Origin of the sequence: Microbispora sitophila (assembly GCF_014892245.1) — a bacterium.
GTDB lineage: Bacteria > Actinomycetota > Actinomycetes > Streptosporangiales > Streptosporangiaceae > Microbispora > Microbispora siamensis.
The window spans coordinates 323,176-347,062 of record NZ_JADBGC010000008.1; the positions used below are offsets into that span (position 1 = coordinate 323,176).

Annotated in this window: 26 protein-coding genes; 12 read left to right on the forward strand and 14 right to left on the reverse strand. The window is 71.3% G+C overall.

The window, feature by feature from the left end; genetic code table 11:
- The first annotated feature begins 49 nt into the window (after window positions 1-49).
- Together IL992_RS17390 and IL992_RS17395 are read left to right on the forward strand one after the other, a co-directional pair.
- Entirely contained in the window at window positions 50-1,102 is a 1,053-nt protein-coding gene (locus tag IL992_RS17390) for a quinone-dependent dihydroorotate dehydrogenase (protein WP_193204373.1), read from the forward strand.
- A gap of 29 nt (window positions 1,103-1,131) precedes the next feature.
- The gene (locus IL992_RS17395) at window positions 1,132-1,329 is read left to right on the forward strand and encodes a heavy-metal-associated domain-containing protein (RefSeq protein WP_079315216.1); all 198 of its coding nucleotides are present in this window, start codon (window positions 1,132-1,134) and stop codon (window positions 1,327-1,329) included.
- 91 nt (window positions 1,330-1,420) lie between these two features.
- Here IL992_RS17395 and IL992_RS17400 read toward each other — a convergent pair whose 3' ends face one another.
- Window positions 1,421-1,822 (reverse strand): hypothetical protein, encoded by a 402-nt coding sequence (locus IL992_RS17400; protein WP_193204374.1) that lies wholly within the window; start codon window positions 1,820-1,822, stop codon window positions 1,421-1,423.
- Window positions 1,823-2,064: 242 nt separating this feature from the next.
- On the opposite strand from IL992_RS17400, the gene IL992_RS17405 reads away from it, so the two are divergent.
- Window positions 2,065-2,457: a hypothetical protein gene (locus IL992_RS17405; protein WP_193204375.1), complete on the forward strand. Its 393-nt coding sequence runs from the start codon at window positions 2,065-2,067 to the stop codon at window positions 2,455-2,457.
- On the opposite strand, the gene IL992_RS17410 is transcribed toward IL992_RS17405, so the two are convergent.
- Entirely contained in the window at window positions 2,423-3,310 is an 888-nt protein-coding gene (locus tag IL992_RS17410; RefSeq protein ID WP_193204376.1) for a pentapeptide repeat-containing protein, read from the reverse strand. The two genes, IL992_RS17405 and IL992_RS17410, sit on opposite strands and share 35 nt — an antisense overlap.
- Window positions 3,311-3,409: 99 nt before the next feature.
- On the opposite strand from IL992_RS17410, the gene IL992_RS17415 reads away from it, so the two are divergent.
- Complete coding sequence (locus tag IL992_RS17415) at window positions 3,410-3,880, forward strand: hypothetical protein (RefSeq protein ID WP_142561074.1); 471 nt, start codon at window positions 3,410-3,412, stop codon at window positions 3,878-3,880.
- A 64-nt stretch (window positions 3,881-3,944) separates the two neighbouring features.
- Window positions 3,945-5,033 carry a DUF4037 domain-containing protein gene (locus IL992_RS17420; protein WP_193204377.1) on the forward strand — a complete coding sequence of 363 codons (1,089 nt, stop codon included), beginning with the start codon at window positions 3,945-3,947 and terminating at the stop codon, window positions 5,031-5,033.
- Between the two features lie 51 nt (window positions 5,034-5,084).
- On the opposite strand, the gene IL992_RS17425 is transcribed toward IL992_RS17420, so the two are convergent.
- The 4 genes from IL992_RS17425 to IL992_RS17440 form a co-directional block, all read right to left on the reverse strand.
- Window positions 5,085-6,725, reverse strand: a complete 1,641-nt coding sequence (locus IL992_RS17425; RefSeq protein WP_193204378.1) for a beta-N-acetylhexosaminidase — start codon at window positions 6,723-6,725, stop codon at window positions 5,085-5,087.
- A gap of 75 nt (window positions 6,726-6,800) precedes the next feature.
- Window positions 6,801-7,676, reverse strand: coding sequence for an N-acetylmuramoyl-L-alanine amidase (locus IL992_RS17430; protein WP_193204379.1), 876 nt, complete (start codon window positions 7,674-7,676; stop codon window positions 6,801-6,803).
- Window positions 7,677-7,742: 66 nt separating this feature from the next.
- Window positions 7,743-8,009 carry a hypothetical protein gene (locus tag IL992_RS17435; protein WP_193204380.1) on the reverse strand — a complete coding sequence of 89 codons (267 nt, stop codon included), beginning with the start codon at window positions 8,007-8,009 and terminating at the stop codon, window positions 7,743-7,745.
- Between the two features lie 114 nt (window positions 8,010-8,123).
- Window positions 8,124-9,227, reverse strand: a complete 1,104-nt coding sequence (locus tag IL992_RS17440) for a LacI family DNA-binding transcriptional regulator (protein WP_193204381.1) — start codon at window positions 9,225-9,227, stop codon at window positions 8,124-8,126.
- Between the two features lie 221 nt (window positions 9,228-9,448).
- Between IL992_RS17440 and IL992_RS17445 the strand changes: the two genes are divergently transcribed.
- Complete coding sequence (locus tag IL992_RS17445) at window positions 9,449-10,141, forward strand: TetR/AcrR family transcriptional regulator (RefSeq protein ID WP_319018619.1); 693 nt, start codon at window positions 9,449-9,451, stop codon at window positions 10,139-10,141.
- Window positions 10,142-10,371: 230 nt separating this feature from the next.
- Here the strand turns inward: IL992_RS17445 and bldC are convergent, their stop codons facing one another.
- Entirely contained in the window at window positions 10,372-10,575 is a 204-nt protein-coding gene (gene bldC, locus IL992_RS17450; RefSeq protein ID WP_013133571.1) for a developmental transcriptional regulator BldC, read from the reverse strand.
- Window positions 10,576-10,981: 406 nt separating this feature from the next.
- Window positions 10,982-11,848, reverse strand: a complete 867-nt coding sequence (locus IL992_RS17455) for a hypothetical protein (RefSeq protein WP_193204382.1) — start codon at window positions 11,846-11,848, stop codon at window positions 10,982-10,984.
- Window positions 11,849-11,982: 134 nt separating this feature from the next.
- Here IL992_RS17455 and IL992_RS17460 point away from each other — a divergent pair, with 134 nt between their 5' ends.
- On the forward strand, window positions 11,983-13,101 hold the full coding sequence (locus IL992_RS17460) for a Leu/Phe/Val dehydrogenase (RefSeq protein ID WP_193204383.1): 1,119 nt from the start codon (window positions 11,983-11,985) through the stop codon (window positions 13,099-13,101).
- Window positions 13,102-13,252: 151 nt separating this feature from the next.
- Complete coding sequence (locus IL992_RS17465; protein WP_079315184.1) at window positions 13,253-13,483, forward strand: DUF3073 domain-containing protein; 231 nt, start codon at window positions 13,253-13,255, stop codon at window positions 13,481-13,483.
- A gap of 474 nt (window positions 13,484-13,957) precedes the next feature.
- Here the strand turns inward: IL992_RS17465 and purM are convergent, their stop codons facing one another.
- Both purM and purF read right to left on the reverse strand, forming a co-directional pair.
- Entirely contained in the window at window positions 13,958-14,986 is a 1,029-nt protein-coding gene (gene purM / locus IL992_RS17470) for a phosphoribosylformylglycinamidine cyclo-ligase (RefSeq protein WP_193204384.1), read from the reverse strand.
- Window positions 14,983-16,419 (reverse strand): amidophosphoribosyltransferase, encoded by a 1,437-nt coding sequence (gene purF / locus IL992_RS17475; RefSeq protein ID WP_193204385.1) that lies wholly within the window; start codon window positions 16,417-16,419, stop codon window positions 14,983-14,985. The genes purM and purF overlap by 4 nt, the downstream gene beginning before the upstream one ends.
- Before the next feature lie 475 nt (window positions 16,420-16,894).
- Between purF and IL992_RS17480 the strand changes: the two genes are divergently transcribed.
- Window positions 16,895-17,188, forward strand: a complete 294-nt coding sequence (locus IL992_RS17480) for a DUF4190 domain-containing protein (protein ID WP_193204386.1) — start codon at window positions 16,895-16,897, stop codon at window positions 17,186-17,188.
- 12 nt (window positions 17,189-17,200) lie between these two features.
- Here IL992_RS17480 and IL992_RS17485 read toward each other — a convergent pair whose 3' ends face one another.
- Window positions 17,201-17,641 carry a sterol carrier family protein gene (locus tag IL992_RS17485; RefSeq protein ID WP_319018620.1) on the reverse strand — a complete coding sequence of 147 codons (441 nt, stop codon included), beginning with the start codon at window positions 17,639-17,641 and terminating at the stop codon, window positions 17,201-17,203.
- Window positions 17,642-17,761: 120 nt separating this feature from the next.
- Between IL992_RS17485 and IL992_RS17490 the strand changes: the two genes are divergently transcribed.
- Window positions 17,762-18,310: an RNA polymerase sigma factor gene (locus IL992_RS17490; protein ID WP_193204388.1), complete on the forward strand. Its 549-nt coding sequence runs from the start codon at window positions 17,762-17,764 to the stop codon at window positions 18,308-18,310.
- Complete coding sequence (locus IL992_RS17495; protein ID WP_193204389.1) at window positions 18,307-19,293, forward strand: hypothetical protein; 987 nt, start codon at window positions 18,307-18,309, stop codon at window positions 19,291-19,293. The genes IL992_RS17490 and IL992_RS17495 overlap by 4 nt, the downstream gene beginning before the upstream one ends.
- A 39-nt stretch (window positions 19,294-19,332) precedes the next feature.
- Here IL992_RS17495 and IL992_RS17500 read toward each other — a convergent pair whose 3' ends face one another.
- Complete coding sequence (locus tag IL992_RS17500; RefSeq protein WP_193204390.1) at window positions 19,333-20,394, reverse strand: FAD-dependent oxidoreductase; 1,062 nt, start codon at window positions 20,392-20,394, stop codon at window positions 19,333-19,335.
- On the reverse strand, window positions 20,391-21,254 hold the full coding sequence (locus IL992_RS17505; protein WP_193204391.1) for an NAD(P)H-binding protein: 864 nt from the start codon (window positions 21,252-21,254) through the stop codon (window positions 20,391-20,393). The genes IL992_RS17500 and IL992_RS17505 overlap by 4 nt, the downstream gene beginning before the upstream one ends.
- A gap of 81 nt (window positions 21,255-21,335) precedes the next feature.
- Between IL992_RS17505 and IL992_RS17510 the strand changes: the two genes are divergently transcribed.
- Window positions 21,336-22,292, forward strand: a complete 957-nt coding sequence (locus IL992_RS17510; RefSeq protein ID WP_193204392.1) for an Lrp/AsnC family transcriptional regulator — start codon at window positions 21,336-21,338, stop codon at window positions 22,290-22,292.
- A gap of 70 nt (window positions 22,293-22,362) precedes the next feature.
- Here IL992_RS17510 and IL992_RS17515 read toward each other — a convergent pair whose 3' ends face one another.
- The gene (locus IL992_RS17515; RefSeq protein ID WP_193204393.1) at window positions 22,363-23,787 is read right to left on the reverse strand and encodes an MFS transporter; all 1,425 of its coding nucleotides are present in this window, start codon (window positions 23,785-23,787) and stop codon (window positions 22,363-22,365) included.
- Window positions 23,788-23,887 lie beyond the last annotated feature (100 nt).

Consider the following 23,887-nt stretch of genomic DNA (forward strand, 5'->3'; position numbering starts at 1 on the left):
TACGGCGGCGGGCCGAGGTGGGCCGTGACCGGGCGATAGTCTTGCCGTGATGTATCGACTCGTGTTCACGCAGGTCCTGAGCCGCTTCGACGCGGAGGCCGTCCACCACCTCACGATCAGGCTGCTCCGCCTGCTCGGGATGTTCCCGCCCCTCGTGCGGCTGCTGCACCGGCTGCTCGCGCCGAGGGCGGAATCGCTGCGCGTCCAGGCGTTCGGCGTCCACTTCGCCTCGCCGTTCGGGCTCGCCGCCGGGTTCGACAAGGACGCCGGATGCGCCGAGCCGCTGTCGGCGCTCGGGTTCGGGTACGTCGAGGTCGGCACGATCACCGCGCACGCCCAGCCCGGCAACCCCCGGCCGCGGCTGTTCCGCCTGCCCGAGAGCCGGGCGATCATCAACCGGATGGGCTTCAACAACGCCGGGGCGGCGGCCGCCGCCAAGCGGCTGGGCAGGGTGCGGCACATCCCGGCCGTGGTCGGCGTCAACATCGGCAAGACCAAGGTGGTGCCCGAGTCCGAGGCCGTGCGCGACTACGTGGACAGCGCCCGCAGGCTCGCGCCGCTCGCCGACTACCTCGTGGTCAACGTGAGCTCGCCCAACACCCCGGGCCTGCGCGACCTGCAGGCCGTGGACCGCCTGCGCCCGCTGCTGTCGGCGGTGAAGGAGGCGGCCGGCCGCACCCCGCTGCTCGTGAAGATCGCGCCGGACCTGGCGGACGAGGATGTGGACGCCGTGGCCGAGCTCGCCGCCGATCTCGGGCTGGCGGGCGTCATCGCGACCAACACCACGATCAGCCGTGAGGGCGTCGCGAGCACCGAGGCGGGCGGTCTGTCCGGACAGCCGCTCAAGGCCCGCTCGCTGGAGGTGCTGCGCCGCCTGCGCCAGAAGGCCGGCGACCGGCTCACGCTCGTCTCGGTCGGCGGCGTCGAGGACGTCGACGACGTCTGGGAGCGGCTGCTGGCCGGCGCCACCCTCGTGCAGGGATACACCGGCCTGATCTACGAGGGCCCCCTGTGGCCGTCCCGGATCAACCGGCAGCTCGCCCGCAGGCTGCGACGGCACGGCTACGGCTCGGTCCGCGAGATCGTCGGCCGCACCGCATGAATCCCCTTCTCCCGGAAATGGAGAGCGCCATGAGCGTCAAGACGTACACCGTGCAGGGCATGACCTGCGGCCACTGCGTGAGCTCGGTCAAGGAGGAGGTCGGCGAGATCCCCGGCGTCACCGGCGTCGAGGTCGACCTCGGCAGCGGCCGCCTCGACGTCTCCGGCGACGTCGCCGACGACGCCGTGCGCAAGGCCGTAGAGGAAGCCGGTTACACCCTCGTGTGACCTTGCGCCCATGACGGACGGATGACCCGCCGGGTCACGGGGTCCGGTGAGGACCCCGTGACAAGCCGTCGCCGGCGTAGGTCGACATCCGTCAAGCGGCGTCGAGGGACTCGGTGATCTTGCGGGCCATCTCGGCCATGGTGGGACTGGGCTCGCCCTTCTGCGGTCGGGTCGCTGCTTCGACGGCGACGAGGACGGTGCGGCGGAAGTTGTCGGCCTCTGCCGGAGCCTGCTTCTTGAGCAGACTCATGGATGCCGTCAGGGCCGGCAGCACCTGGTCGGCGAGTGCGGCCGTGGATTTGCCGTTCACACCCTTGGGTGCCTTGGTGAGCACGTGCCCGACCAGGCCGGTCGCGGAGGTCAGGGCGATGGAGCCCTCGGTAGCGATCTTGTGGGGCGAGCCGGCGGCACCGGCGGCGGCCATCAGCGAGACGGCGCCCCACGCGGCGGTGCGCAGGGTGTGCGTGTCCTGGTCGGTGAGGGTGATGGACATGGTGGTGTGCTCCTTCGAAGCTGTCACGAATCCGACTGAACGGGGTGGATTGCGTTCCTCGCGGCGCCCCGGATGTCCGGATTGCTCAGGTCGGGTCGCCCGAGGGGATCTCGCCCGGGCTTGAGGCCGCGATCGCTGATCCGTTCATGGGATCAACCATCGCCGACCGCTCTGATACCGGGCCGTTGCCGTGCTGACGCGGCCGCTGACACGGCAGCGCTCCGGCGTTAAGGTGATCGGCCATGGGTGTCCTGGTCGACTACTTCACCGCCGATTCCGACGGGTCCGCCCGGCGTGCCCTGTCCGCCGGACCGGGGGCGGCCGACCTGCCGTACGTGGACTGCAAGGGGTGGCTCGACGAGCTCGACACGCTGGTCGCCGAACTCAGCGGGCGCGACCTCAGCGAGTTCGGCGACACCGAGACGGTCGTGGGGGACGACGAGGGGCCGGCTCTGGAGCGCATGGCGTCCGAGACCGTCGAGGCGCTCGCGGCCGTGGACGACGCGCGGCTGGGCGAGTACGCCGAGGAGGAACTCCTCGACGAGTTCGAGGTCGAGCGGGTCACGGCCCTGCGGGACCTGGCCCGCACGGCCGTACGGCTCAACCAGGGGATGTATTGCTGGATGTGCCCCTGAACGCCTCGAACAGCTCCTCGCGGAGGGCGGGCGGCAGCCTGCGGCCCATGTCCAGCGGGCTCACCACCGCGTGGTCGTCATTGTGCTCCACGGCCTTGCCGGCGAGGAACTCCAGGCTGAAGCGGGCCTCCTTCCGATGTTTCGCGTCCGGCCAGGCATCCACAAGCGGCAGCACCGCCGTCACCCGCGCGCTGACGCGGTCGAGGAGCGCATAGCCGGGCGGGCCGGGCCAGCGCTGCGCGCGCAGGTCGATGTGCTTGAAGGCGACGTAGTCCAGCTCGGCGGCGGTGAAGTCGTTGCCGGTGAACGCGTTGTGCTCCCTGCCCAGCGCGGCCTGGTTGCGGGTGGGACGGCCCCAGAAGTTGATGTCGTGGAGCCGTCCGGAGAAGACGCAGTCGACGAACTCGGCCTCCATCGTGAACGTCTGCTGCCGCAGCCGCGCCCGGTCGAACACGCACCTCTCGAATCGGACGTTGCCGAACGAGGTGAGCGACGCGAAGCGCGTACGCCGGAACACGCACTCGCGGAAGACCGACTGCGGCCACACGTCGCCCCTCCATCTCCGCCGGAGACCGGCGCCCATCGTCAGGTTGTCGAAGGCCGTGCCGGAGAAGTCGCAGCCCTCGAACTCGCTGCTTTCGACGATGAACTCGGCGAAGCGCGTTCCGGAGAAGTCGACGTTCACCAGCCGCGCCCGGTCGAAGATCACGCTCGACACTCCGGCCGGCAGCTCGAACCGCTGGTCGCGCAGCTCGCCGCGGGCGATCCAAGCGTGCCGCCACTCTTCGGCGCTCGGCCGCAGGCTGAACCGCTCGGACGTGCTCATGCCGCTCGCCCGCTGCGGCCTTCGCATGGGAAAAGGCGGATCACGATCATGCGCTCCGAAAGTACGAGATCATGCATGGGCGGAGTCTCGCAGCCCGCCCCGACAAAGCTAAGCGAGCGACCCCCCATGAGCGCCATCTACGACCAGGCCGACGGCGAGCGGATCGCCGTGGCCGACAGCGGTGATTCCGTGAGCATCATCAACCGCTCCGGGAGGATCGTCGTCGCCAAGAAGGACGTACGCAGGCTCGCCGAGCGGGTCCTCGCCGCGGCGGGCCGGGTGGCCGTCGTCCTGTTCCCGCCGGCCCTGCGGAAGGACACGCTGTCGGTCTCCGGCCCGTCCGGGCGGTGGAAGGTCCGGGTCTCGCCGAAGAACGGCGCTCGCGTCCTCGTCGAGGTCGATCCGCAGGGTCTCGGGCCGGCCGAGGCCTACGAGCTCGCCGCCGCCGTGGCGGTGGCCGGGCGCCACATCGGCGACGCCGCCCAGGCCGACCTGCGCCTGACCGCGAGGATCCGCGAGGTGATCGACACCTACCAGGGCCTCGACGCGGAGAAGATCGCGGCCGCCATCGTCGCCGAGGTCCTCGACGGAGCGTGACATCCCCCGCCGCACCTGGAAAGCCGGTTGCCCCGCGCGACGGAGCCTGCGGAGGATGTCGGTCATGGGAGACGGGCACGTGCGCGGGCTGGAGCTGTCGCGGCGGTTCTACCTGGAGGCGGTGGCACCGCTGCTGGCACGGCGCTTCGGCGGCCTCACGCACACGGCGGCCCTCCTCGGTCCGGGCTCGGAGGTGCTCGGGTACGACACCGAGCGGTCCACCGACCACGACTGGGGCCCACGGCTGCAGCTGTTCCTGGGCCCCGAGGACGCCGCCGCCCACGGCGAGGCCGTGGACACCGCGCTCGCCGAAAGCCTGCCGCCTCGGTTCCTCGGCTATCCCACGAACTTCGGCCCGCCCGCGTCGGACGGCACCCGGCGTATGGAGACGACGGACGGGCCGCGCCGGCACGGAGTGGTGCCGGCCGACCTGACCACATGGCTCACCGGGCACCTCGGGTTCGACCCGCTCGCGGGCGTCGGCCTGACCGACTGGCTGGCGACGCCCACCCAGACGCTCGCGGAGGTCACGGCGGGGGAGGTCTTCCACGACGGCCTGGGGCTGCTCCTGCCGGTCCGCCGGCGCCTCGCCTGGTATCCCGACGACGTCTGGCGCTACGTCCTGGCCTGTCAGTGGCGGCGCATATGCCAGGAGGAGGCGTTCGTGGGCCGCGCCGGCGAGGCCGGTGACGAACTGGGCTCCGCCGTCACCTGCGCCCGCCTGGTGCGGGACCTCATCCGGCTCGCCCTGCTCATGCACCGTCGCTACCCGCCGTACGGCAAGTGGCTGGGCAGCGCCTTCGCCGCCCTGCCGTGCGGCCCCGACCTGGCGCCCGTGCTCAGGGCGGCCGTGTCGGCCACCGGCCGGTGGGACCGCGAGCGCCACCTCGCCACCGCCTACGAGGCTCTCGCGGCCCTGCACAACGCCCTCGGCCTCACCAGGCCCGTCGATCCGCGCACCCGGCCGTACCACGACCGGCCGTACCGGGTGCTGCGCGCCGAGCGCTTCACCGAGGCGCTGCTGGAGACCATCACCGATCCGGAGGTGCGGCGGTTGCCTCTCACCGGAACGGTGGACCAGTACGTCGACAGCACCGACGTGCTCTGCGACCGCTCCCGCGTGCGGCGCGTCGCCGACGCGGTGCGGCGTTAGAGACGCCAGCCACACGGTGCGGCGTAGAGACGTCGCCGACGCGGCGCGGCGTCAGAGGCTGGGCCGGGTGGAGTCGGCCGACAGGCTGAGCTCGTGCAGGTGGCGCATCACGTCGTGCACGGCGACGGCGCCAGGCCGGTGCCGACGCCAGCCGGTGCCGCCCCGCTGCCAGGGCCGGGGCCCGGACAGCGGGCGGTATTCCACGCCGAACGCGTCCAGCCGCTCCAGATGGGTGTCCAGGCGGCGGAAGAAGTCCCCGGGCTCGGCCGGGCCGCCGGTCCACGCGACCTCGGCCGCCGCGCAGCCCCGGGGCCAGGCGCGGTAGTCGAGCGTCCGGCCGTCCGGGATGCGCTCGCTCCACAACTGGAACTGGACGCCGATCACCCGGGCACGCTCCTCCTCCGGCCAGTCGGATGGCGCGGGCGCGAAGGCCGCCACGTCGGCCACGGTGATCGCGTCCCCCAGACCGGCCGGCTCCTCGGGCGAGGCCGCCTCGGCGTAGTCGAAGTACATCGGGAAGACCGGCGTCGCCACCACGTCGTGCCCCGCCGCCGCGGCCCGCCGGGCGACATGCTCCCCGCGCCAGGGCATCACGATCGTGTCCGGCCTCAGCCTGCCGCTGACGAACGCCTCGTCCCACACCACCGTGCGGCTGCCGCGCTCGGCCAGTGCGTCGGCGAGCCGGCGCAGGAACCAGGCGTGCAGATCACCCGTGTTCTCCAGGCCCAGCGAGGACTGGTACGCCGAGATCTCGGCCGACGCCGCCCAGTCGTCGAGCACGCACTCGTCACCGCCGATGTGGAAGTACGGCACGTCGCCCAGCGCGTCGGCGATCTCGGCGAACACGGTGGTCAGGAAGTCGACGGTCGCCGGAAGCGGGGACAGGATCGCCGACGAGATGCCCCACCGGTCCAGCACCTCGTAGCGCTCCTGCGGCCGGGACGCCAGCGCGGGATAGGCGGCCAGCACCGCGGACGCGTGGCCCGGCACGTCGATCTCGGGCACGACGGTGACCGCCCGCCCCCGGGCGTATGCCGCGATCTCCGTCAGGTCGGAGAGCGTGTAGTGGCCGCCGTGGGGGACACCGTCGAAGGAGAGTTCCTCCCCCTTGCGGCTGGTGATCGTCCGGGGGCGGTGCGAGCCCACCTCGTGCAGCAGCGGGAACGCCCTGCTCTCCACCCGCCAGCCCTGGTCGTCGGCCAGGTGGAGATGCAGCCGGTTCAGCTTGTGCAGCGCCATCAGGTCGATCATCCGCAGCACCTCCCGCTTCGGCAGGAAGCTGCGGGCCACGTCGAGGTGCGCGCCACGCCAGGAGAACCCCGGCGCGTCCTCCACACGCCCGCAGGGGACCGTCCAGGACGTCCCCGGCACGCGGGCCGACCGGAACGCCTCGGCCGGCAGGAGTTGCCGCAGCGTCTGCCCGGCGTAGAAGGCGCCCGCCCGGTCTCCGGCCGCGATGCGCACCTCGTCGCCCGAGATCGTCAACGCGTACGCCTCCGGCCCGAGCCGGGGATCCTCCTCCACCCGTACGGCCGCCGTGGCGGCGTCGCCGGGCCTCAGGTCGAGCACGGGGAGCGCGAGCCGTACGGCGTCGGTGAGCGGGGCCGGGCCCGACACGGCGGAGCCGGGCGCGATCTCGGCCGACCCTGAGCCCGTCTCCGCGAGCCTCGGCAGGGGAAGGAGATGGTTCATGCCGCCGATGATGCCAAACCCCACCGACGGTCCCGCCACCTCGTCCACAGCCCGCTGAGAGCCGCTGAGGTGCGGTCAGCGGGCGGAGGTGAGATACGCCTCCAGGCCCTTCGCCAGCGACTGGGCCATCTTCGCGCGGAACGCGGGGTCCTTGAACCTGGCGGCGTCCTTGGCGTTGCGCATGTTGCCGCACTCGATGAAGATCTTCGGCACCGTCGACAGGTTGAGCCCGCCGAGGTCGCTGCGGTAGTTCAGCGCCTGCTTGCCGATGTAGTTCGAGTACGGCAGGCCGGTGCCGCTGTGGAAGGCGTCCCGCACGTTCTTGCCGAGCCGCGCCGAGTCCTTCACGACCGGATCGACCGGCCCGCCGATCTTCTTCGGCATGATGATGTGGAACCCGCGAAGGTTCGCCGCCGCGCCGTCGCCGTGGATGGAGATCGCCGCGTCCGCGTGGGCCTTGTTCCCGATGGCGGCCCGCTGGTTGATGCAGGGACCCCACTCGGTGCCGCTCGTCCGGGTGAGCTTGACCGTGGCCCCTTGGGCTCGCAGGAGCTTCGCGAGCCTGTTGGACACGTCCCAGGTGAAGGCCGCCTCGGTGTAGCCGTCGTTCGTCGACGTGCCGGTCGTGTCGCAGGCCTTCTTCTGGTTGGAGATGTCGACCAGCTGGTTGATCTCCTTGGTGTGGCGGAAATTGCCGCCGTTGTGGCCCGGGTCGACGACCACGACCTTCCCGGCCAGCGGCAGGGCCTCCGTCTCGGAGGCGGCCGTACGCGTGGTCGGGGCGGCCGTCTCGGACGCGTCCGCCTGGTCCTGGGTCGCGGCCGGCCGTCCGAGCCGGGGCGAGGCGGCGGGGGCCGAGGCCCCCGTGTCGGAGACCTCAGCGCCGCCGCAGGCGACGGCTCCGACCCCGCACAGGGCCAGGGCTGCGGCGGCGAGTGGTCGTCTGATCACGGTCGAGATCCCTTCCCGGAGGTGTGGTCTCCCCAACCTAACCGGAACGGAGTCGTGATCAGACCGTTATGCCGGAAACCTGCCCACCCACGCCGGCTCGGGGACCTCCTGCCGGTGCAGGAGAGCGGCCAGCTCACGGGCGTCCTCGGCGTCAAGGCCCAGCACCACGCGGGGCCGTCCCCAGGGGTGGTCTATCGAGTGGGCGACGTAGCTCGCGACCGACTCGGCGACGTCATCGCTGTCCAGCCCCCGGCTCTCCCTCCAGTGCGCCCAGGCCCGCTCCAGTTCGCCGGCGGCCCGCTGAGCGCAGGAGACCAACTCAGGATCACGCATGAATCCCCCCGATTCCCGGTCGCCGGCCCGCGGGCAGCCCTTCCGCGACCCGCCGGGGGCCGGCGCCACGGCTGAAGTCAACACCGGCCGCGAGGGGACACGTCGGTGATTGACCTAGCCTTGGCCACCGCTTGGAGCGGGCCCGGTGCTGCGCCGTACGACGAGTTGCGGGCTCACCTGCCGCAGCCGGGCGGTCTTGCCCGGCTCGGTGATGCGGTCGCTCAGCAGCGCCGCCGCCGAGCGGCCCATGGCCCGCCGGGGCTGGTCCACGCTGGTCAGCGAGATGTGGGTGACGGAGGCGAGATGCGTGTTGTCGTATCCGACGACCGACAGGTCCTCGGGCACCCGCAGCCCCAGCTCGCTCGCCGCGCTCAGCACGCCCATGGCCACGATGTCGTTCGCCGCGAAGATCGCCGTCGGCCGGGGCTCGCGCTTCAGCAGCGCAAGTGCGGCGCGCCTGCCGCCCTCCTCGCTGAAGTCGCCGTGCTCGACCATGATGTACGGCGCCAGCGCGTGGCGGCGCATGGCCACCAGGTAGCCCTCGCAGCGGCAGCGGGCGGCCGACGACGGGGCGCCCTCGATGTGGGCGATGCGCCGGTGGCCCAGCTCCACGAGGTGGTCCACGGCGAAGCGGGCGCCGAGCTGGTCGTCGTCGACGACGATGTCCACGCCCTCGAGTTCGACGTCGCGTTCGCCGACCACCACGGTCGGCGTGTAGGCCGCGGCCTCGGCCAAGGTGTCGCTGGACGGCGCCACCCCGAGCAGGACCAGTCCGTCCACCCTCAGCTCGAGGAAGGCCTCGACGGCCTCGTCCTCGAACGCCGGGTCCCAGCGGCCGCTGCCGATCAGCAGCCGCAGCCCGTCGCCGTGCAGGCTCTCCTGCAGGCCGTCGAGGAACTCGGCGTAGAAGGGGTTGTGCAGGTCGGCCACGAGCGCGCCCACCAGGTGGGTGCGTCCCTCGACCAGACTGCGGGCGACCGCGTTCGGGCGGTAGCCGAGCTCCCGGGCGGCCTGGAGGACCGCCTCCCTGCGATGCTCGCTCACATGCGGGGAGCCCCGCAGCACGAGAGACACCAGCGACTTGGAGACGCCTGCCCGCTCGGCCACGTTGCGGATCGTCGGGCGTGGCCGCGGGCTGAACCCATCGGACAGTCCGCCGGTGGGGATCGTGACCCCGACGTCTTTCCGGGCAGTGGTCTGCATGGACGGTCCTGACATGGTTCTCCCCACGATGCGTGGACGTGCACCTGACACACCAAACGATCGAGTTGCCCAGAGGGTACGGGTTGATCGCGGTAAGACAGGATCCTTCCTCTAATCGGGCGTTGGGAAGGTTAGCCGCACCATGGGTAGGAGGCCGGAACCGGGAGGGGTTTCGAGGGGGACCCTTGATCCGGCCGGTCCCCCTCCCAGGGGGCCGATTCGCTAGGGTGCGGAGTGTGAGTGCCACACGCCAAGCGGAAGACGGCGCACGTCCGGCGCGTCGCAGGCTCAGCGTGGACCGGCGGCGGGAAGAGCTCATCGCCGCCGCGCTCGAGCTGTTCAGCAGGCACGACGCCGAGGACGTCTCGATCGACGACGTGGCGGCTTCCGCGGGCGCGTCGAGGGCGCTCGTCTACCACTACTTCGGCGGCAAGCAGGAGCTCTACGTGGCGGCCCTGCGCAGCGCGGCGGCCGAACTGCAGGCGCGGTTACAGCAGCAGGGCGAGGGCGGGCCGCTGGAGCAGCTCAGCTCGGGCCTGACGCGTTACTTCGACTTCGTCGAGGAGCACGCGGCCGGCTTCGCCGCGTTGCTCAGGGGAGGCCCGGCCAACCGCGCCGGGGAGATCGGCGAGATCGTCGACGGGGTGCGGCAGCGCATGCTGCGCATGATCGTTCATCAGATGGGGGTCGACGCGCCCGGTCCGGCGTTGCGTGTCACGCTCAGGTCGTGGGTCGCCTCGGTGGAGACGGCCGGCCTCGACTGGCTGGAGCACCGCGACATGGAGCGGGCCGAGCTGGAGCGCCTCCTGGTGGACCAGCTGGTCGCGCTCCTGGGGGCGGCGAGCGGGCATGATCCCGGGTTGCGGGTGCTGCTGGAGACCCTGCTGCCCGTGCACCCGGCATCTGCGGACCGTGAGGCCGTTCCCTGAACCCCTCACCCCGTTCGCGAGCCGCCCGAGGTGCGAAGACCAGGGCGTACGCATGGGGAGACGGGGAGTCGCCGGGGGCGGACGGACCGTGCACGCGGGGAGGCGCCGGGCGGGCGGCGCCGACCCCAGATCCCTCCCATGACCCGTAGCGGTCACGGGAGTGTGGTGGACGCGCTCACATCCCCGACGCGAGCGCGCCGTCGTTCCCCCCGTGGCGTGACGGCCACGTCCTACTCGGACCGCTGCTGCGGAATCCCCGCGAGCAGTGCCCGGACCTCGGTCTCCCGGTACCGCCGGTGACCGCCGAGGGTGCGGATGGACGTCAACTTGCCCGCCTTCGCCCACCGGGTGACGGTCTTGGGGTCGACGCGGAACATCGTGGCGACCTCCGCCGGGGTGAGCAGCGGCTCGGCCTCGGGTGTACGAGCTGACATTTGTGCGGCCTCTCCTCCGTGTGGACCGCCGGCAGCGATCCTGCGACTTGTCTGGCGCAAGTGCCCCTTCCGTCAATCCCTGCCCGGTCGCGTCGCGCCACTCTGGACACCGCTTCGTTCGGGCAAATCTTGTCGGTCACGGCACTGTCACGGATGTCCTTCAATGATCCAAAACGTGCGGTTTCTAGGATCATTTACGGCATCACCCGATGTGACCATACAGCCACGTAGTGCGATTGGCGAGCCCTCTGGGCACAACGTCTCGACCACGGGTTGATGTCACGCTGGGTGATTCTAGCGACACGTTTCGTGGTATCGCAGTGAAAACGGCAAACTACTCAGTTCGTAGATGTGAGATCGACTATGCCATGACCAGAATCGGCAGGTCAGGGCATGTTCATGACCGTCAGTTTGCCGATTCCAGGGCGCGGATCGACCTCCAGCGGAGGATCACCCGCTGATACATCGCGAAGGCAAGTTCTTCCTGACCGTTGTCCAAACCCGCGAGGGCCGTCGCCACCTCGGCGACGGACTGGTCGCCCTGGAGGGTCCTGTCGTCCATCAGATGGACGAGGCCGCCGTAGTCGAGTTCCACCAGCGAGTGCGGGTGGAACTCCTCCAGCCAGCGGCCCACCTCCTCGACCTCGGTGAGGGCCGCCACCTGTCCGACGTGCCTGCGGATCACCACCAGCGCCCGGGCCACCCGGCGCCGGGCCTGTGCCATCGAGGTGACGTACAGCATGTTCCTGGGCGGTGCGGCGGTGGTCTGCGCGCCCGCCTCGGACGGCTGCTCCGAGCCCAGCACGAGCCAGCGCTCGGCCGAGTCGAACGGCACGAACCACGCGATCGGCACATGCCAGGTGCTCGTGCGGATGTGGGTGCGCAGGGACTGCTCTCCCCGCTTGAACCGGTCGAAGTCGTCGGCGGTCTGCTCCGCGATGGCCTGGGGCACGAACCGGGAGGCGAGCTTGACCGGGACGCTCCCCCGGAACGACGCGAACGCCAGCCACGACCGCAGCCTGCTCTGCCAGGGGCAGACATACAACGTCTCCTCCACCCGGCGCAGGTACGCGTTGGGGCTCTCCCGTTCGGGCGCCGGGAGTGGCGGGACCGGCAGCAGGCGGCGGACCGCCTCGCCGTGTTCGACCTCGAGCGCGCCTGCCCGGCGCGGCCGGTCGCGCGATTCGGCGTACCGGGCCCACCGAGCCTGATCCTGAGGGGCGAAAGCGGTCAGCGGCTCGTACACACGGAGATAGGCGGCGTAGGGGAGCACACCAGAATCGTGCCACGTCGCCGGACACATGTGCAGCACCGTTCCGGCTTTTCATGATCGTTTCGTGGGTGTGTCGGATAAGCTGAAGGCCGATCGCCACAACGAGGCGGCGTACACGATCAGGAGTCACCACCGTGACCGACGTTTTCGGGCTGTCCCACAAGGATCCCAGCTCCGGCGGCGACACGAACCCCGCCCAGCCGGTGCGACACGAACAGGTCGTCTTCTGCTCCGACGAGCGCAGCGGCCTTTACGCCATCATCGCGATCTACAGCACCGCCCTCGGACCGGGGCTCGGCGGCACCCGGTTCTATCCCTACCAGAGCGAGCAGGCCGCACTCGCCGACGTGCTCAACCTCTCCCGGGCCATGGCGTACAAGAACGCGCTGGCCGGCCTCGACCACGGCGGCGCCAAGGCCGTCATCATCGGCGACCCCGCGACCGACAAGAGCGAGGCTCTCCTGCGGGCCTACGGCAGGTTCGTCCAGTCGCTCGGCGGGCGCTACTACACGGCCTGCGACGTGGGCACCTACAGCGAGGACATGGACGTGGTGGCGCGCGAGTGCTCCTACGTCACCGGCCGCACCCCGGCGCACGGCGGCGCCGGAGACTCCTCCATCCTCACCGCGTTCGGCGTGTTCCAGGGCATGCGGGCCGCCGCCGACCACGTGTACGGCGCCTCCTCCCTGAGCGGCAGGCGGGTCGGGGTCGAGGGGGTCGGCAAGGTCGGCAACCGCCTGGTCGACCACCTGATCGAGGACGGGGCCGAGGTCGTGGTCTGCGACGTCGACGAGCAGGCCGTCGAACGGCTGCGGCGGCGCCACCCCGCCGTCGAGGTCGTGCCCGACGCCGCCACGCTCGCGAGCTCCGACATCGACGTGTACGCGCCCTGCGCCCTCGGCGGCGCGCTGGACGACGAGACCGTCCCCCGGCTCAAGGCGAAGATCGTCTGCGGCGGCGCCAACAACCAGCTCGCCCACACCGGCGTCGAGAAGCAGCTCGCCGAGCGGGGCATCCTGTACGCCCCGGACTACGTCGTGAACTCCGGCGGGGTCATCCAGGTGGCCGACGAGATCGAGGGCTTCGACATGGACCGGGCCCGCGCCCGGGCGGCGAAGATCTTCGACACGACCTTGAAGATCTTCCGCTCGGCCGAGGAGGAAGGCGTCCCTCCCGCCGTCGCAGCGGATAGGCTGGCAGAGCGGAGAATGTCAGAAATCGGTCGGCTAAGGGGTATTTGGCTCCGGCGCTGACCGCCGCCGCTCGTACGACGTACCGAGCGGCGCACAAACCAGGTACGGTAATAGGCGAACGAGAGACTGACGCCTGAAGTCAGGTGGCGTCGGTGCGCGGTGCGTTAGTGACGAGGGGTCGGGCACGGCCCCGCATGAGGGGGTCGAGCCAATGGGGCGCGGCCGAGCCAAGGCCAAGCAGGTCAAGGTCGCCCGTCAGCTGAAGTACAACAGCGGCGGTACGGATCTTGAGCGCCTGCGCGCGGAGCTCGGAGTCGTGGACGCCGACGATTCCGGCCACAGTGACGAGCATGACCCTTACGACGAGTTGGCTGATCGCTACGCCGATTACGCGGCCGTCGACGACGACGACGGCGACGACGATCGCCGTGGGCGGCGTTGACCCGGTTCTGATCGCCAGGTGAGTGACCCGGCGGGGACGTTCCCGCCGGGTTCTCTCAATGTCCGCGAGCGCTCTCTCGCATGCCTCGTCTCCGGTACGGAGACGGGCGCGGGGTGAGAGCCGGCCGGCCGCATGGTCACAGTCGGTCGGCGTCATCGGCGTGTTTCACCATTCGTCGAGTCGGCCGGGCTGTCGAACTGGTGCGTCTTGTGTAGCCGGATGTCCCTTGCTGCCGCCCGGACCCCATCCCTTGGGCCCCTTGTGGTCGCCGCGACGGGATGCTGCTCGGATGCTCGCGGGGGCGACCCCGGGAGTCCGCCGTGGCCGCACCTCCCGATGTGACGGATCGCATGCGGGTGGCGCCGGCCACAATGACGCGCGACCGCCCGGCTGCGGTGCTCCGGACGACCCGCCGTGGCCGTCACGCCACGACCTCCATCCGGCGATCGTCCATCGGGCCGGGCGGCCCGGACCTCACTGACGGAAACGGGCTCGTCCCTCGCCCGGGACGACCTCGCCCAGCACCCAGGCGGGCAGGCCGCGACCGTTCAGCAGGGCGAGTGCCTTGTCGGCCTCCGCCACCGGGACGATCGCGCACATGCCCACCCCGAGGTTGAACGTCTTGTCCATCTCCTCCTGGGGCACGCCGCCGCGCCCGGCCAGCACCTCGAAGATCGCGGGCGGGGTCCAGGAGCTCCGGTCGAGAAGGGCGTCCACCGTGCCCGGCAGGGACCTGGCCAGGTTGGCCGCCAACCCGCCCCCGGTGATGTGGGCCAGGGCGTGCACCTCGGTCTCCCGGATGAGCGCCAGGCAGTCGAGCGAATAGACGCGGGTGGGCTCCAGCAACTCCTCGCCGAGCGTGCGGCCCAGCTCGGGCAGCTCCTGCTCCAGGCCGAGCCCGGCGGTCTTGATCACGTGCCTGACCAGTGAGTAGCCGTTGGAGTGGACGCCACTGGAGGCCAGCCCGAGCACCACGTCCCCGGGCACGACCCGGTCGGGGCCGAGCATCTCGTCCGCCTCGACGACCCCGGTGCCGGCGCCCGCGAGGTCGTACTCGTCGGGGCCCATCGCCCCGGGGTGCTCGGCGGTCTCCCCGCCGACCAGCGCGCAGCCCGCGAGCCGGCATCCCTCGGCCACGCCGCCCACGATGTCGGCGATCCGCTCGGGCACGACCTTGCCGCACGCGATGTAGTCGGTCATGAACAGCGGCTCGGCCCCGCAGACCACGAGGTCGTCCACGACCATGCCGACGAGGTCGATGCCGATCGTGTCGTGCTTGCCGAGCTGCTGGGCCAGCATGACCTTGGTGCCCACGCCGTCCGTGGACGTGGCCAGCAGCGGCCTGCGGTAGCGCAGGAACGCCGAGGCGTCGAAGAGCCCGGCGAAGCCGCTGGCGTCGTCCACGACCTCCGGGCGCCGGGAGCGCGCCACCCGGGACTTCATCAGCTCGACCGCGCGGTCGCCGGCCTCGATGTCGACGCCGGCGTCGGCGTAGCTGGTCATCGCTGAGCCTCCAGCACGAACTTGCCCACCCTGTCGTCCTCGATCGGAATGGGGTACTCACCGGTGAAGCACGCGCGGCAGAGCCGGTCGGCGGGCAGCGTCGTCGCCCGGGTGAGCCCCTCAAGGGAGATGTACCCGAGGGAGTCGGCGCCGAGCGAGGAGCGGATCTCCTCGACCGACAGCGACCCGGCGATCAGCTCCGCCCGCGTGGCGAAGTCGATGCCGTAGAAGCACGGCCAGGCGACCGGGGGTGAGGAGATCCGGACGTGGACCTCGCTGGCCCCGGCCTCACGCAGCATCTTCACGATGGCCCGCTGGGTGTTGCCGCGGACGATCGAGTCGTCCACGACCACCAGGCGCTTGCCCTCGATGACCTCGCGCAGCGGGTTGAGCTTGAGGCGGATGCCGAGCTGGCGGATGGTCTGCGACGGCTGGATGAACGTCCGGCCGACGTAGGAGTTCTTCACCAGGCCTTGGCCGTACGGGATGCCGCTCTGCTCGGCGTAGCCGATGGCGGCGGGGGTGCCGGACTCGGGCGTGGGGATCACGAGATCGGCGTCCACCGGGTGTTCGCGGGCCAGCACGCGGCCGACCTCGACCCGGGTGGACTGCACGCCACGCCCGGCGATCGTGGTGTCGGGCCGGGCGAGGTAGACGTACTCGAACAGGCAGCCCTTGGGCTCGGCCGGCGCGAAGCGGCGCGAGCGGACCCCGCGCTCGTCGATGGTCAGCAGTTCGCCGGGCTCGATCTCGCGGATGAACGACGCGCCGACGATGTCGAGGGCGGCGGTCTCGGACGCGACCACCCAGCCGCGCTCCAGCCGGCCCAGCACGAGCGGGCGGATGCCCTGCGGGTCGCGGGCGGCGAACAGCGTCGTCTCGTTCATCCAGACGAGCGAGTAGGCGCCCTTGACCTCCGGGAGCAGCTCGGCCGCCACGTCCTCGACCGGGCGCGAGGAGTCCTGCGCCAGGAGAGCGGTGAGCACCTCGGTGTCGGTCGTCGCCCGGGTGGAGCCCGGCGCGAGCCGTTCGGCGAGGTAGGCGGTGTTGATCAGGTTGCCGTTGTGGGCGAGCGCCAGCCCCTTGCCGTCGCTCGAGTTCAGCGTGGGCTGCGCGTTCTCCCAGACGCTCGATCCGGTGGTGGAGTAGCGGCAGTGTCCGATAGACAGGTGCCCCCGCAGGGTGCCGAGGATCGACTCGTCGAAGACCTGGGCCACCAGGCCCATGTCCTTGTAGACGAGGATGCGGTTGCCCTCGCTGACCGCGATGCCCGCGGACTCCTGCCCGCGGTGCTGCAGTGCGTAGAGGCCGTAGTAGGTGAGTTTGGAGACGTCCTCCCCGGGCGCCCATACGCCGAAGACGCCACAGGCGTCCTTCGGAGCGCGGTCCTGGGGGTCGAGGTCATGGCCCAGCCGGCCGTCGCCCTTCAACACGTACTTGAGTCTATTTGGGCATTGGCGCTGCTCAAACCTGGGCATGCCCGTCAGGCGCCGGAAGCATCACCCGCCCTTTGCCGTGTCTCCCCTGCTCACAGGCGGATTTCGGGGGAGCCTGGGGTTCCGGTCAGGCCCCAAGAATCGGATATGGCCCAGAATCGGTACGGGAGGGATGATCGTGGCGACACCCGACGACCCCGGGCGCCCACGGGAGCCGAACGGCCCGGGGGCTCCGGAGGAGCGGGAGCCGTCGGCAGGAGTGCCCGAAGGACCCGCAGGCCCGCCCTACGGAGGCCCACCCTATGGCCCGCCTCCTTATGGCCAGCCTCCCTACGGGCAGCCTCCCTACGGGCAGCCTCCCTACGGGCAGCCGCCGTACGGGGGGCCGCTGCCGCCGCCCCCGGGACCTGGCGGACCTCCCGGTGGGCCCTGGGGGCCTCAGCCGGGCGGCGGGCTGGGGACGGCCGCGCTGGTGCTCGGGATCTGCTCGATCGTCCTGCTGCTGGTCTGCGGCGTCGGCACGCTCGTGGCGGTCGTCGGGCTCGTCCTCGGCATCGTGGCGATCGCCAGGAACTCCAACCGGGGCAGGGCGGTCGGAGGGGTGGTGCTGAGCACGCTGACCCTGCTGATCGCCCTGATCATGAGCGTGGCGCTCTACAACTGGTTCACGACCAGGCACGTCGGCGAGTGCTTCGACCGCCGGCTCTACCCCACCCAGGAGGACGCGCAGCGCTGCGTGCAGAACAAGCTCTCCGGGTTCCAGTGACCCGGGCGGGGTTCACCAGACAGGCAGCAGCGCGGACAGGTCGGCCCGGGAGCCGCTGGCCGCGATCTTCCCGGCTTCGGTGGCGTCGGCCCAGGACAGCCGGCCCGTGGCCAGTTCGAGCCAGGTGCGGGGGTCGGTCTCGATGACGTTGGGCGGGGTGCCCCGCGTGTGCCGGGGGCCCTCCACGCACTGCACCGCGGCGTACGGGGGGACCCGCACCTCCACCGACCGTCCCGGCGCCCGGGCGGCCAGGTCCTCCAGCAGGTGCCGTACGGCGGCGCGGGCGGCGGCCCTCACCGGCGTGAGCCCGGCGTCGTAGGCGTCGAGCACGGCCAGCACACATGCGTTGCCCGCCATGCTCTCTGGACCGTCGAACGGCGGCCGTCCGAGATCGGCGAGCTGGGCGTCGAGCGCCTCCCGGATCTTCCCTGGGTCGAGTCTGCGTGCCGGCACCGGCCCATTGTCCCGGATCCCGCCTCCGGTCGATCGCGGGGGAAATGATGGGCGGTCTTCGTACATGAGAGGGGTGTACGTAGGAGCACCCGACAAGGGGAACGATCATGGGAACCGCCCGTGGATGACGAACCGTCGGCCAGGTTCGAGGCCGTCTACCGGGAGACGTACGGCCGGCTCACGGCGTACGCCGCGCGCCGGTGCGACTCGCCTCAGGACGCGGCCGACGTGGTGGCCGAGGTCTACACCGTCGCCTGGCGGCGGATGGACGACTTACCGGAGGGGGACGAGGCCGTCCTGTGGCTGTACGGCGTGGCCCGCAACGTGGTGGCCAACCACCGCAGGGGTGAGGTACGCCGCCAGGCCCGCAGTGCCCGGCTCGACGCCGAGCTGACCGACCTGTACGGCGACTCCCCCGAGAGCCGGGTCGAGGTGTCCGCGATCGGCGAGGCGTTCCTGGGCCTGTCCGACGACGACCGCGAGCTGTTGTCGCTGGTCGCCTGGGAGGGGCTGGGCCGCGAGGAGATCGCCACGGCGCTCGGCCTGTCGCGCAACGCCGTACGCATCCGGCTCTACCGCGCCCGACGGCGCTTTTCCCGCGCGCTCGCCGAGGCGGGCGTCCATCTCACGTCACGCAGCCGGCTGGCGCCGGCGGGGAGGTCGCTGTGAAGGACATCGAGGCGATGATCGGACCGCTGGCCCGGGTCGAACCGGGAACGCCGGGTGGCCGCCCGTCCGACGCGGGGGCGCGGGCGTTGCTGGCCTCGATCACGGCCGAGCCGCCCGGCGGCGGCGTGGCCGTACCGGCGCGTGCGAGGCGTCGCGGCCCACGCCGGCTGGCTCTGGGACTGGCGGCCGCCGCCGTGGCCGCCGCGGGCATCGTCGTCGGCCCGAGCCTGCTCGACGACGGAGCCCTCACCACGCCTTCTTATGCCGTTACCAAGGACTCCCACGGGGTCGTGTGGGTCAAGGTCCGCGACTTCCGCGACGTCGCCGGGCTGACGAAGCAGCTGCGTGACCTGGGGGTCCCCGCCATCGTCGACTACGCGCCTCCGGGAAAGAAGTGCCGGGAGCCGCGCGCCGCCTACGTGAAGGACATCCCCCAGGGCCTCTACGACCCTCCGACGAACATCCCCGGGGAGAAGGAGGGCTGGCAGATGCGGATCGACACCACGCTGTTCAAGCCCGGACAGACCTTCGTCTGGACCCTCACGGCCCTGCCCGACGGGCAGACCGGCACCAGCACGATCCTCATGAACGACCCGGTGAAGCCGTGCGTGCTCGTGCCCGACGACACCCCCAAGAGGACGAGCGAGCCGGAGCTCTTCGCTTATCGCATGGCGACGACGAAGGGCCGCTCGCTCGCCGGATACCGGGTGGACGGGAAGACGGTGGGCGAGGTCGTGCCGGAGATCGAGAAGCGCGGCCTGAAGGTCACGTATCTGATCATCGATCCCAACCCGCGGAACCTCGGCGGGTTCGGCATCGATCCGCAACGGCAGGACATCCCCGTCGGGAAGGACTGGACCGTCTGGGAGGCGGAGGAGTCCACCCGGAAGCCCAGACTGATCCGCCTGCTCGTCACCAGGGAGCACCTTGACTGGAACCCGCTCTACGCCGGCGGTTCGCGCGACAACGTGATCAAGGAATAGGGCATCCCGTACGGCTCGGCGCGGAGCCGTACGGGGGACTCAGCTTGGGAGCGGGTCCTGGCCGAGGATCCGAGCGCCGTTGGCGGCGGAGGCGCGGACCGCGGCGAATCCGCAGTCGATCATCTCGCGCTCGTACGAACGCAGTGCCGGGATCAGGGGACGGCCACCGGTGAGAGCGGCGGCGAGGCTCGCGGCATCCCGGAGGGCGAGGTTGGCCCCGGCTCCCCCCGCCGGGCTCATCGCGTGGGCCGCGTCGCCGAGCAGCGTGACGCGCGTGGTGTCCCAGGGGGCGATCGGAACGCTGGTACGCAGCACCAGCGGGAAGATCTCCCGCCAGTCGGCGAGCACCCGGCGGATGCGGGGATGCCAGCCGGACGTCATCTCCATGACGAGGGATCCGAGCTGCCGCTGAGTCATGAGGTGCGGCTCCGGCGGCAGCTCTTCGGTGCGGGCGCTGAAGGAGAGGGTGGCGTAGTCGCGCGTGTGGGCGATGCCCACCACACGGTGGCCGGGCCCGGTGACCGCGCTGAACACGTGGTCCAGGTCCTCGGCCGACTCCCGCGGGATCTTGCCGTACAGCTGGGTGAGGCCGGTGCCGACGACGCGGGCGTGGGGCAGATGCTGCCGGCGGACGGCGGAGCCCACGCCGTCGGCGCCCACCAGCACCTCGCCGGTGACGGTGGTGCCGTCGTCGAAGCGCGCGGTCACATGCTCGCCCTCCGTCTGGAAGGCGGTGAGGCGCTTGCCAAAGGTGATCAGCCCCTGCACGTCGGCCAGCAGGATGTCACGCAACTCCTGCCGGTCGACCGACAGGTGCCGGCCGCCGAAATCGTGCTCTTCCAGCACCCGCAGTGCCGGGTCGAGACGGACGAACCGCGGATCGGGCGTGTGGGCGGCGGCCAGGAACACGGCCGAGCGCTCCGGCGCGAGTACGGATGTCAGCGCGTCGATGCCCACGTCGCCGAGATGGAGACGGTATCCCTGCCCACGGATCACGGGCGAGGCGTCGCGTTCGTAGACGGCCACGTCGATTCCGGTCCCGCGTAGTCCGTTGGCCAGGGCCAGGCCGCCGAGACCGGCCCCGATGACGATCACTCTCATCGCGGCTCACCGCCGAAGCCGGCCGCGTGCTCGGCGGCCCACGCCGACAGTGGCGTGGCCGGAGTGCCGGTGATGTCGGGCACGGCAGTGGTGACGGCGGGTGACGGGGCGGCGATCAGCGTGGCGTATCCGCCGAGGAGTTCGTCCACGAAGTCGTCGGGAAAGCCGGGATCGGCCAGCAGCCTGGCGCGTTCCTCCTCCCGCGTCAGCTCGTGCCAGCGCAGCGGCCGCCCGAGCGCCTCGCCGATGATCCGCACCTGCTCTTCCTGGGTGAGGACCTCGGGTCCGGTGAGCGTGTACCGGCGCCCGGCGTGCCCGTCCTCCGTCAGGGCGTGTACGGCCACCGCCGCGATGTCGTCCTCGTGGATCGGCACCGTCTTCAGTTGCCCGTAGGCGCCTCGCACGACGTCGCCGGCCTTGATCTGCTCGCTCCACCACAGGGTGTTGGCCATGAAGGCGCTGGGACTCAGGATCGTCCACTCCATGCCGGACTGCTCGATCAGGTGTTCCACAGTGGCATGCCAGCGGGCGACCGCGGTGGGCTGCAGCTCCGGGGCCACACCCGGGCGTGCGTCGCCACCGGTCATGAAGACGACCCGGCGGATGCGGCGCTTGAGCGCGTCGACGAGGGGCCGGGCGGGTTCGGCCGAATGGAACGGCCACATCAGGAACGCCGCCTCGACACCGTCAAGGGCGCCGGGCGCGTCCAGGTCCGGAGTGACCACCTCGACGCCCGTGGGGAGGCCTGCGGTCCGCGGGCGGCGGCTGGTCGCCCGTACGGCGGCGCCCGCCCGGGCGAGCCGCTCCACGACCCGCCGGCCGACGTTTCCCGTGCCGCCGAAAACCAGGTAAGTGCTCATGCGCTCACGATCACTTCTCACCTGCGTCGCCCGCAGACCGGCGGCAACTTTTCGGCGAAAAATCGCATGGAATCATGAAATATGGAGAAAAGCAGCTTGCTGGACGACCTCGATCGTGCCCTGGTGCACGCGCTTCAGATCGACGGCCGGGCTTCCTTCCGCCGGATCGCCGAGGTCGTCGGAACCTCCGAGCACACCATCGCGCGCCGCTATCGCAGGCTGCGCTCTCAGGGGCTCCTGCGGGTGGTCGGCATGCTCGACGGCACCCGCTTCGGGCAGACCGCCTGGGCGGTGCGCCTGGTGTGCACACCGGACGCCGCCGGGCCGGTGGCCGAGGCGCTGGCCCGGCGTGAGGACACCGTCTGGGTGCGCCTGCTGTCCGGCGGCACCGAGATCGCCTGCGGCGTCCAGGGCGGCGGGGAGGGCGACGACCTGCTGCTGAAGAAGCTCCCCAAGACGCCGCGCGTCGTCTCGATGTCGGCGCACGCCACGCTGCACATGTTCGCCGGATGGCGCAGCCGGACCGTCGCGCTCTCGGACGAGCAGGCCGCACGCCTGCGCCCGGATCACGTGGACGAGCACGAGCACGAGATCAGCCTGGACGACGAGGACCGTGCCCTGCTGCGGGTGCTGGCCCGGGACGGCCGGGCCGGCTTCGGCGAACTGGCGGCGGCTGCCGGATGTTCGCAGACCACGGCCCGCCGCCGGCTGGAGCAGCTGTGCGCCGGCGGCGCGTTGCGCTTCGACGTCGAGATCCCCGCCCGGGCGCTCGGCTACAAGGCCGAGGCCTGGTTGTGGATGAAGGTCGAGCCACGGGCGCTGATCACGGTCGGCGCGGCCATGGCCGGGCACGCCGAGGCCGATGTGGTGGCCGCCACCACCGGCCCCACCAACCTGATGGCCGGGGTGACCTGCCGGGACACCCGGGCCCTCTACCGCTACCTGACGGAGCGGGTTGCGACGCTGGACGGAGTGCGCGAGGTGGAGACCGCCCCGGTGATCCGCACCGTCAAGCGGGCCGGCGCCCTGCTGCCCTGAACCCTGTTGCGCTGAGCCCTGTTGCGCTGAGCCCTGTTGCGCTGAGCTCCGTTGCCCTGAGCTCCGGGAGTCAGGCGACGGGCTCGGCCACGGCGGGTTCGCTGGGCTCGGCGGAGGCGGCGGCGGCCCGGGTGCGGCGCAGGGCGTAGACACTGACCGGGACGCCGACCAGCACGATCGCCGCCGCGATCACCAGCGTGAACCGGTACGCCTCCAGGAAGGCGTGCAGCGGAGCGCCGCCGACCGCGCTCTGCCTGGCGCTCAGGATCGCGCCCAGGATCGTGATGCCGAGCAGGCCGAAGACCTCCCGGGAGACGTTGAGCACGCCCGAGGCCACGCCCGCCCTCGCGGGGGGCATCGCGTTCAGCACCACGTTGGTCAGCGGGACGAGCAGGCCGGCGCCCGCGCCGTACAGCAGGAACCAGGGGATGAGGTCGCCGTAGTGGGAGCCCTCGCCCGCGCTCGACAGCCCGCCGATGGCCACCGCCATCAGGCCGAGTCCGACGGCGACCGTGCCCGCGCTGCCGAAGCGCTCGGCGATCCGCGGTGAGACGCTCGCGATCACCGCCATGAGCAGCGCCATCGGCACGAAGCCCGCGCCCGCCGCCGTCGGGGAAAACCCGAGCGCGCTCTGCAGGTAGAGCGCGGTGAAGAAGTAGATGCCGAAGACGCCGAACGACCACAGCCCCATCGACAGCAGGCCGCCGCTGAAGACCCGCTCACGGAACAGCGTGAGGTCGATCATCGGCTGCGCCGTACGGGACTCGACGACCAGGAACGCGACGGCGGCCACAGCGAAGACCGCGAACGCCCCGATGATCGGCGCCGAGGTCCACCCACGCGACTCGCCCTCGATGAGCGCGTAGGTGAGGGCGAACAGCGCCACGGCGGAGGTGACCAGGCCCGGCAGGTCGAGGGACGCCCGCCCGGACGAGGCCCGCTCGACCCTGATCGAGCGCAGGCCGATCACGGCCGCGACCACGCCGATCGGCAGGTTGATCAGGAAGATCCAGCCCCAGTCGGCGTTCTCGCTGAGGAACCCGCCGGTGAGCGGGCCGATCGCGAGGGCCAGGGCGCCGACCGCGCTCCAGATGCCGACGGCCGTCGCCCGCTCGCGCGGATCGGGGAAGATCCGCGGCAGCAGGGCCAGCGTCGACGGTGTCACCAGCGCCGCGCCGAGCCCCTGCACCGCCCGCGCCGCGATCAGCGTCTCCTGGCTCCCGGCGAGGCCCGCCGCCACCGACGCGAGCGTGAAGACCGCCAGGCCGCCGAAGAACGCCGTCCGGGGGCCGAAGACGTCCGCCAGGCGTCCGCCGGCGAGCAGCAGGCCCGCGAACACCAGGATGTACGCGCTCACGATCCACTCCAGACCGGAGATCGTCAGCGCCAGGTCCCGCTGGATCGTCGGCAGGGCCACGTTGACCACGTTGTTGTCCAAATAGGTCATGAAAGTCGCGAGCGCCACCGCGACGAGCGCCCACCACCGTCCGGACATGCGTCCTCCTCTTGTACGAGGTACATGTACGGCGTACATGTACGGTGCATAGGAGACCTTGTACGGCGTATAGTTGTCAAGTGCCGAGGAGGTAGGGAGG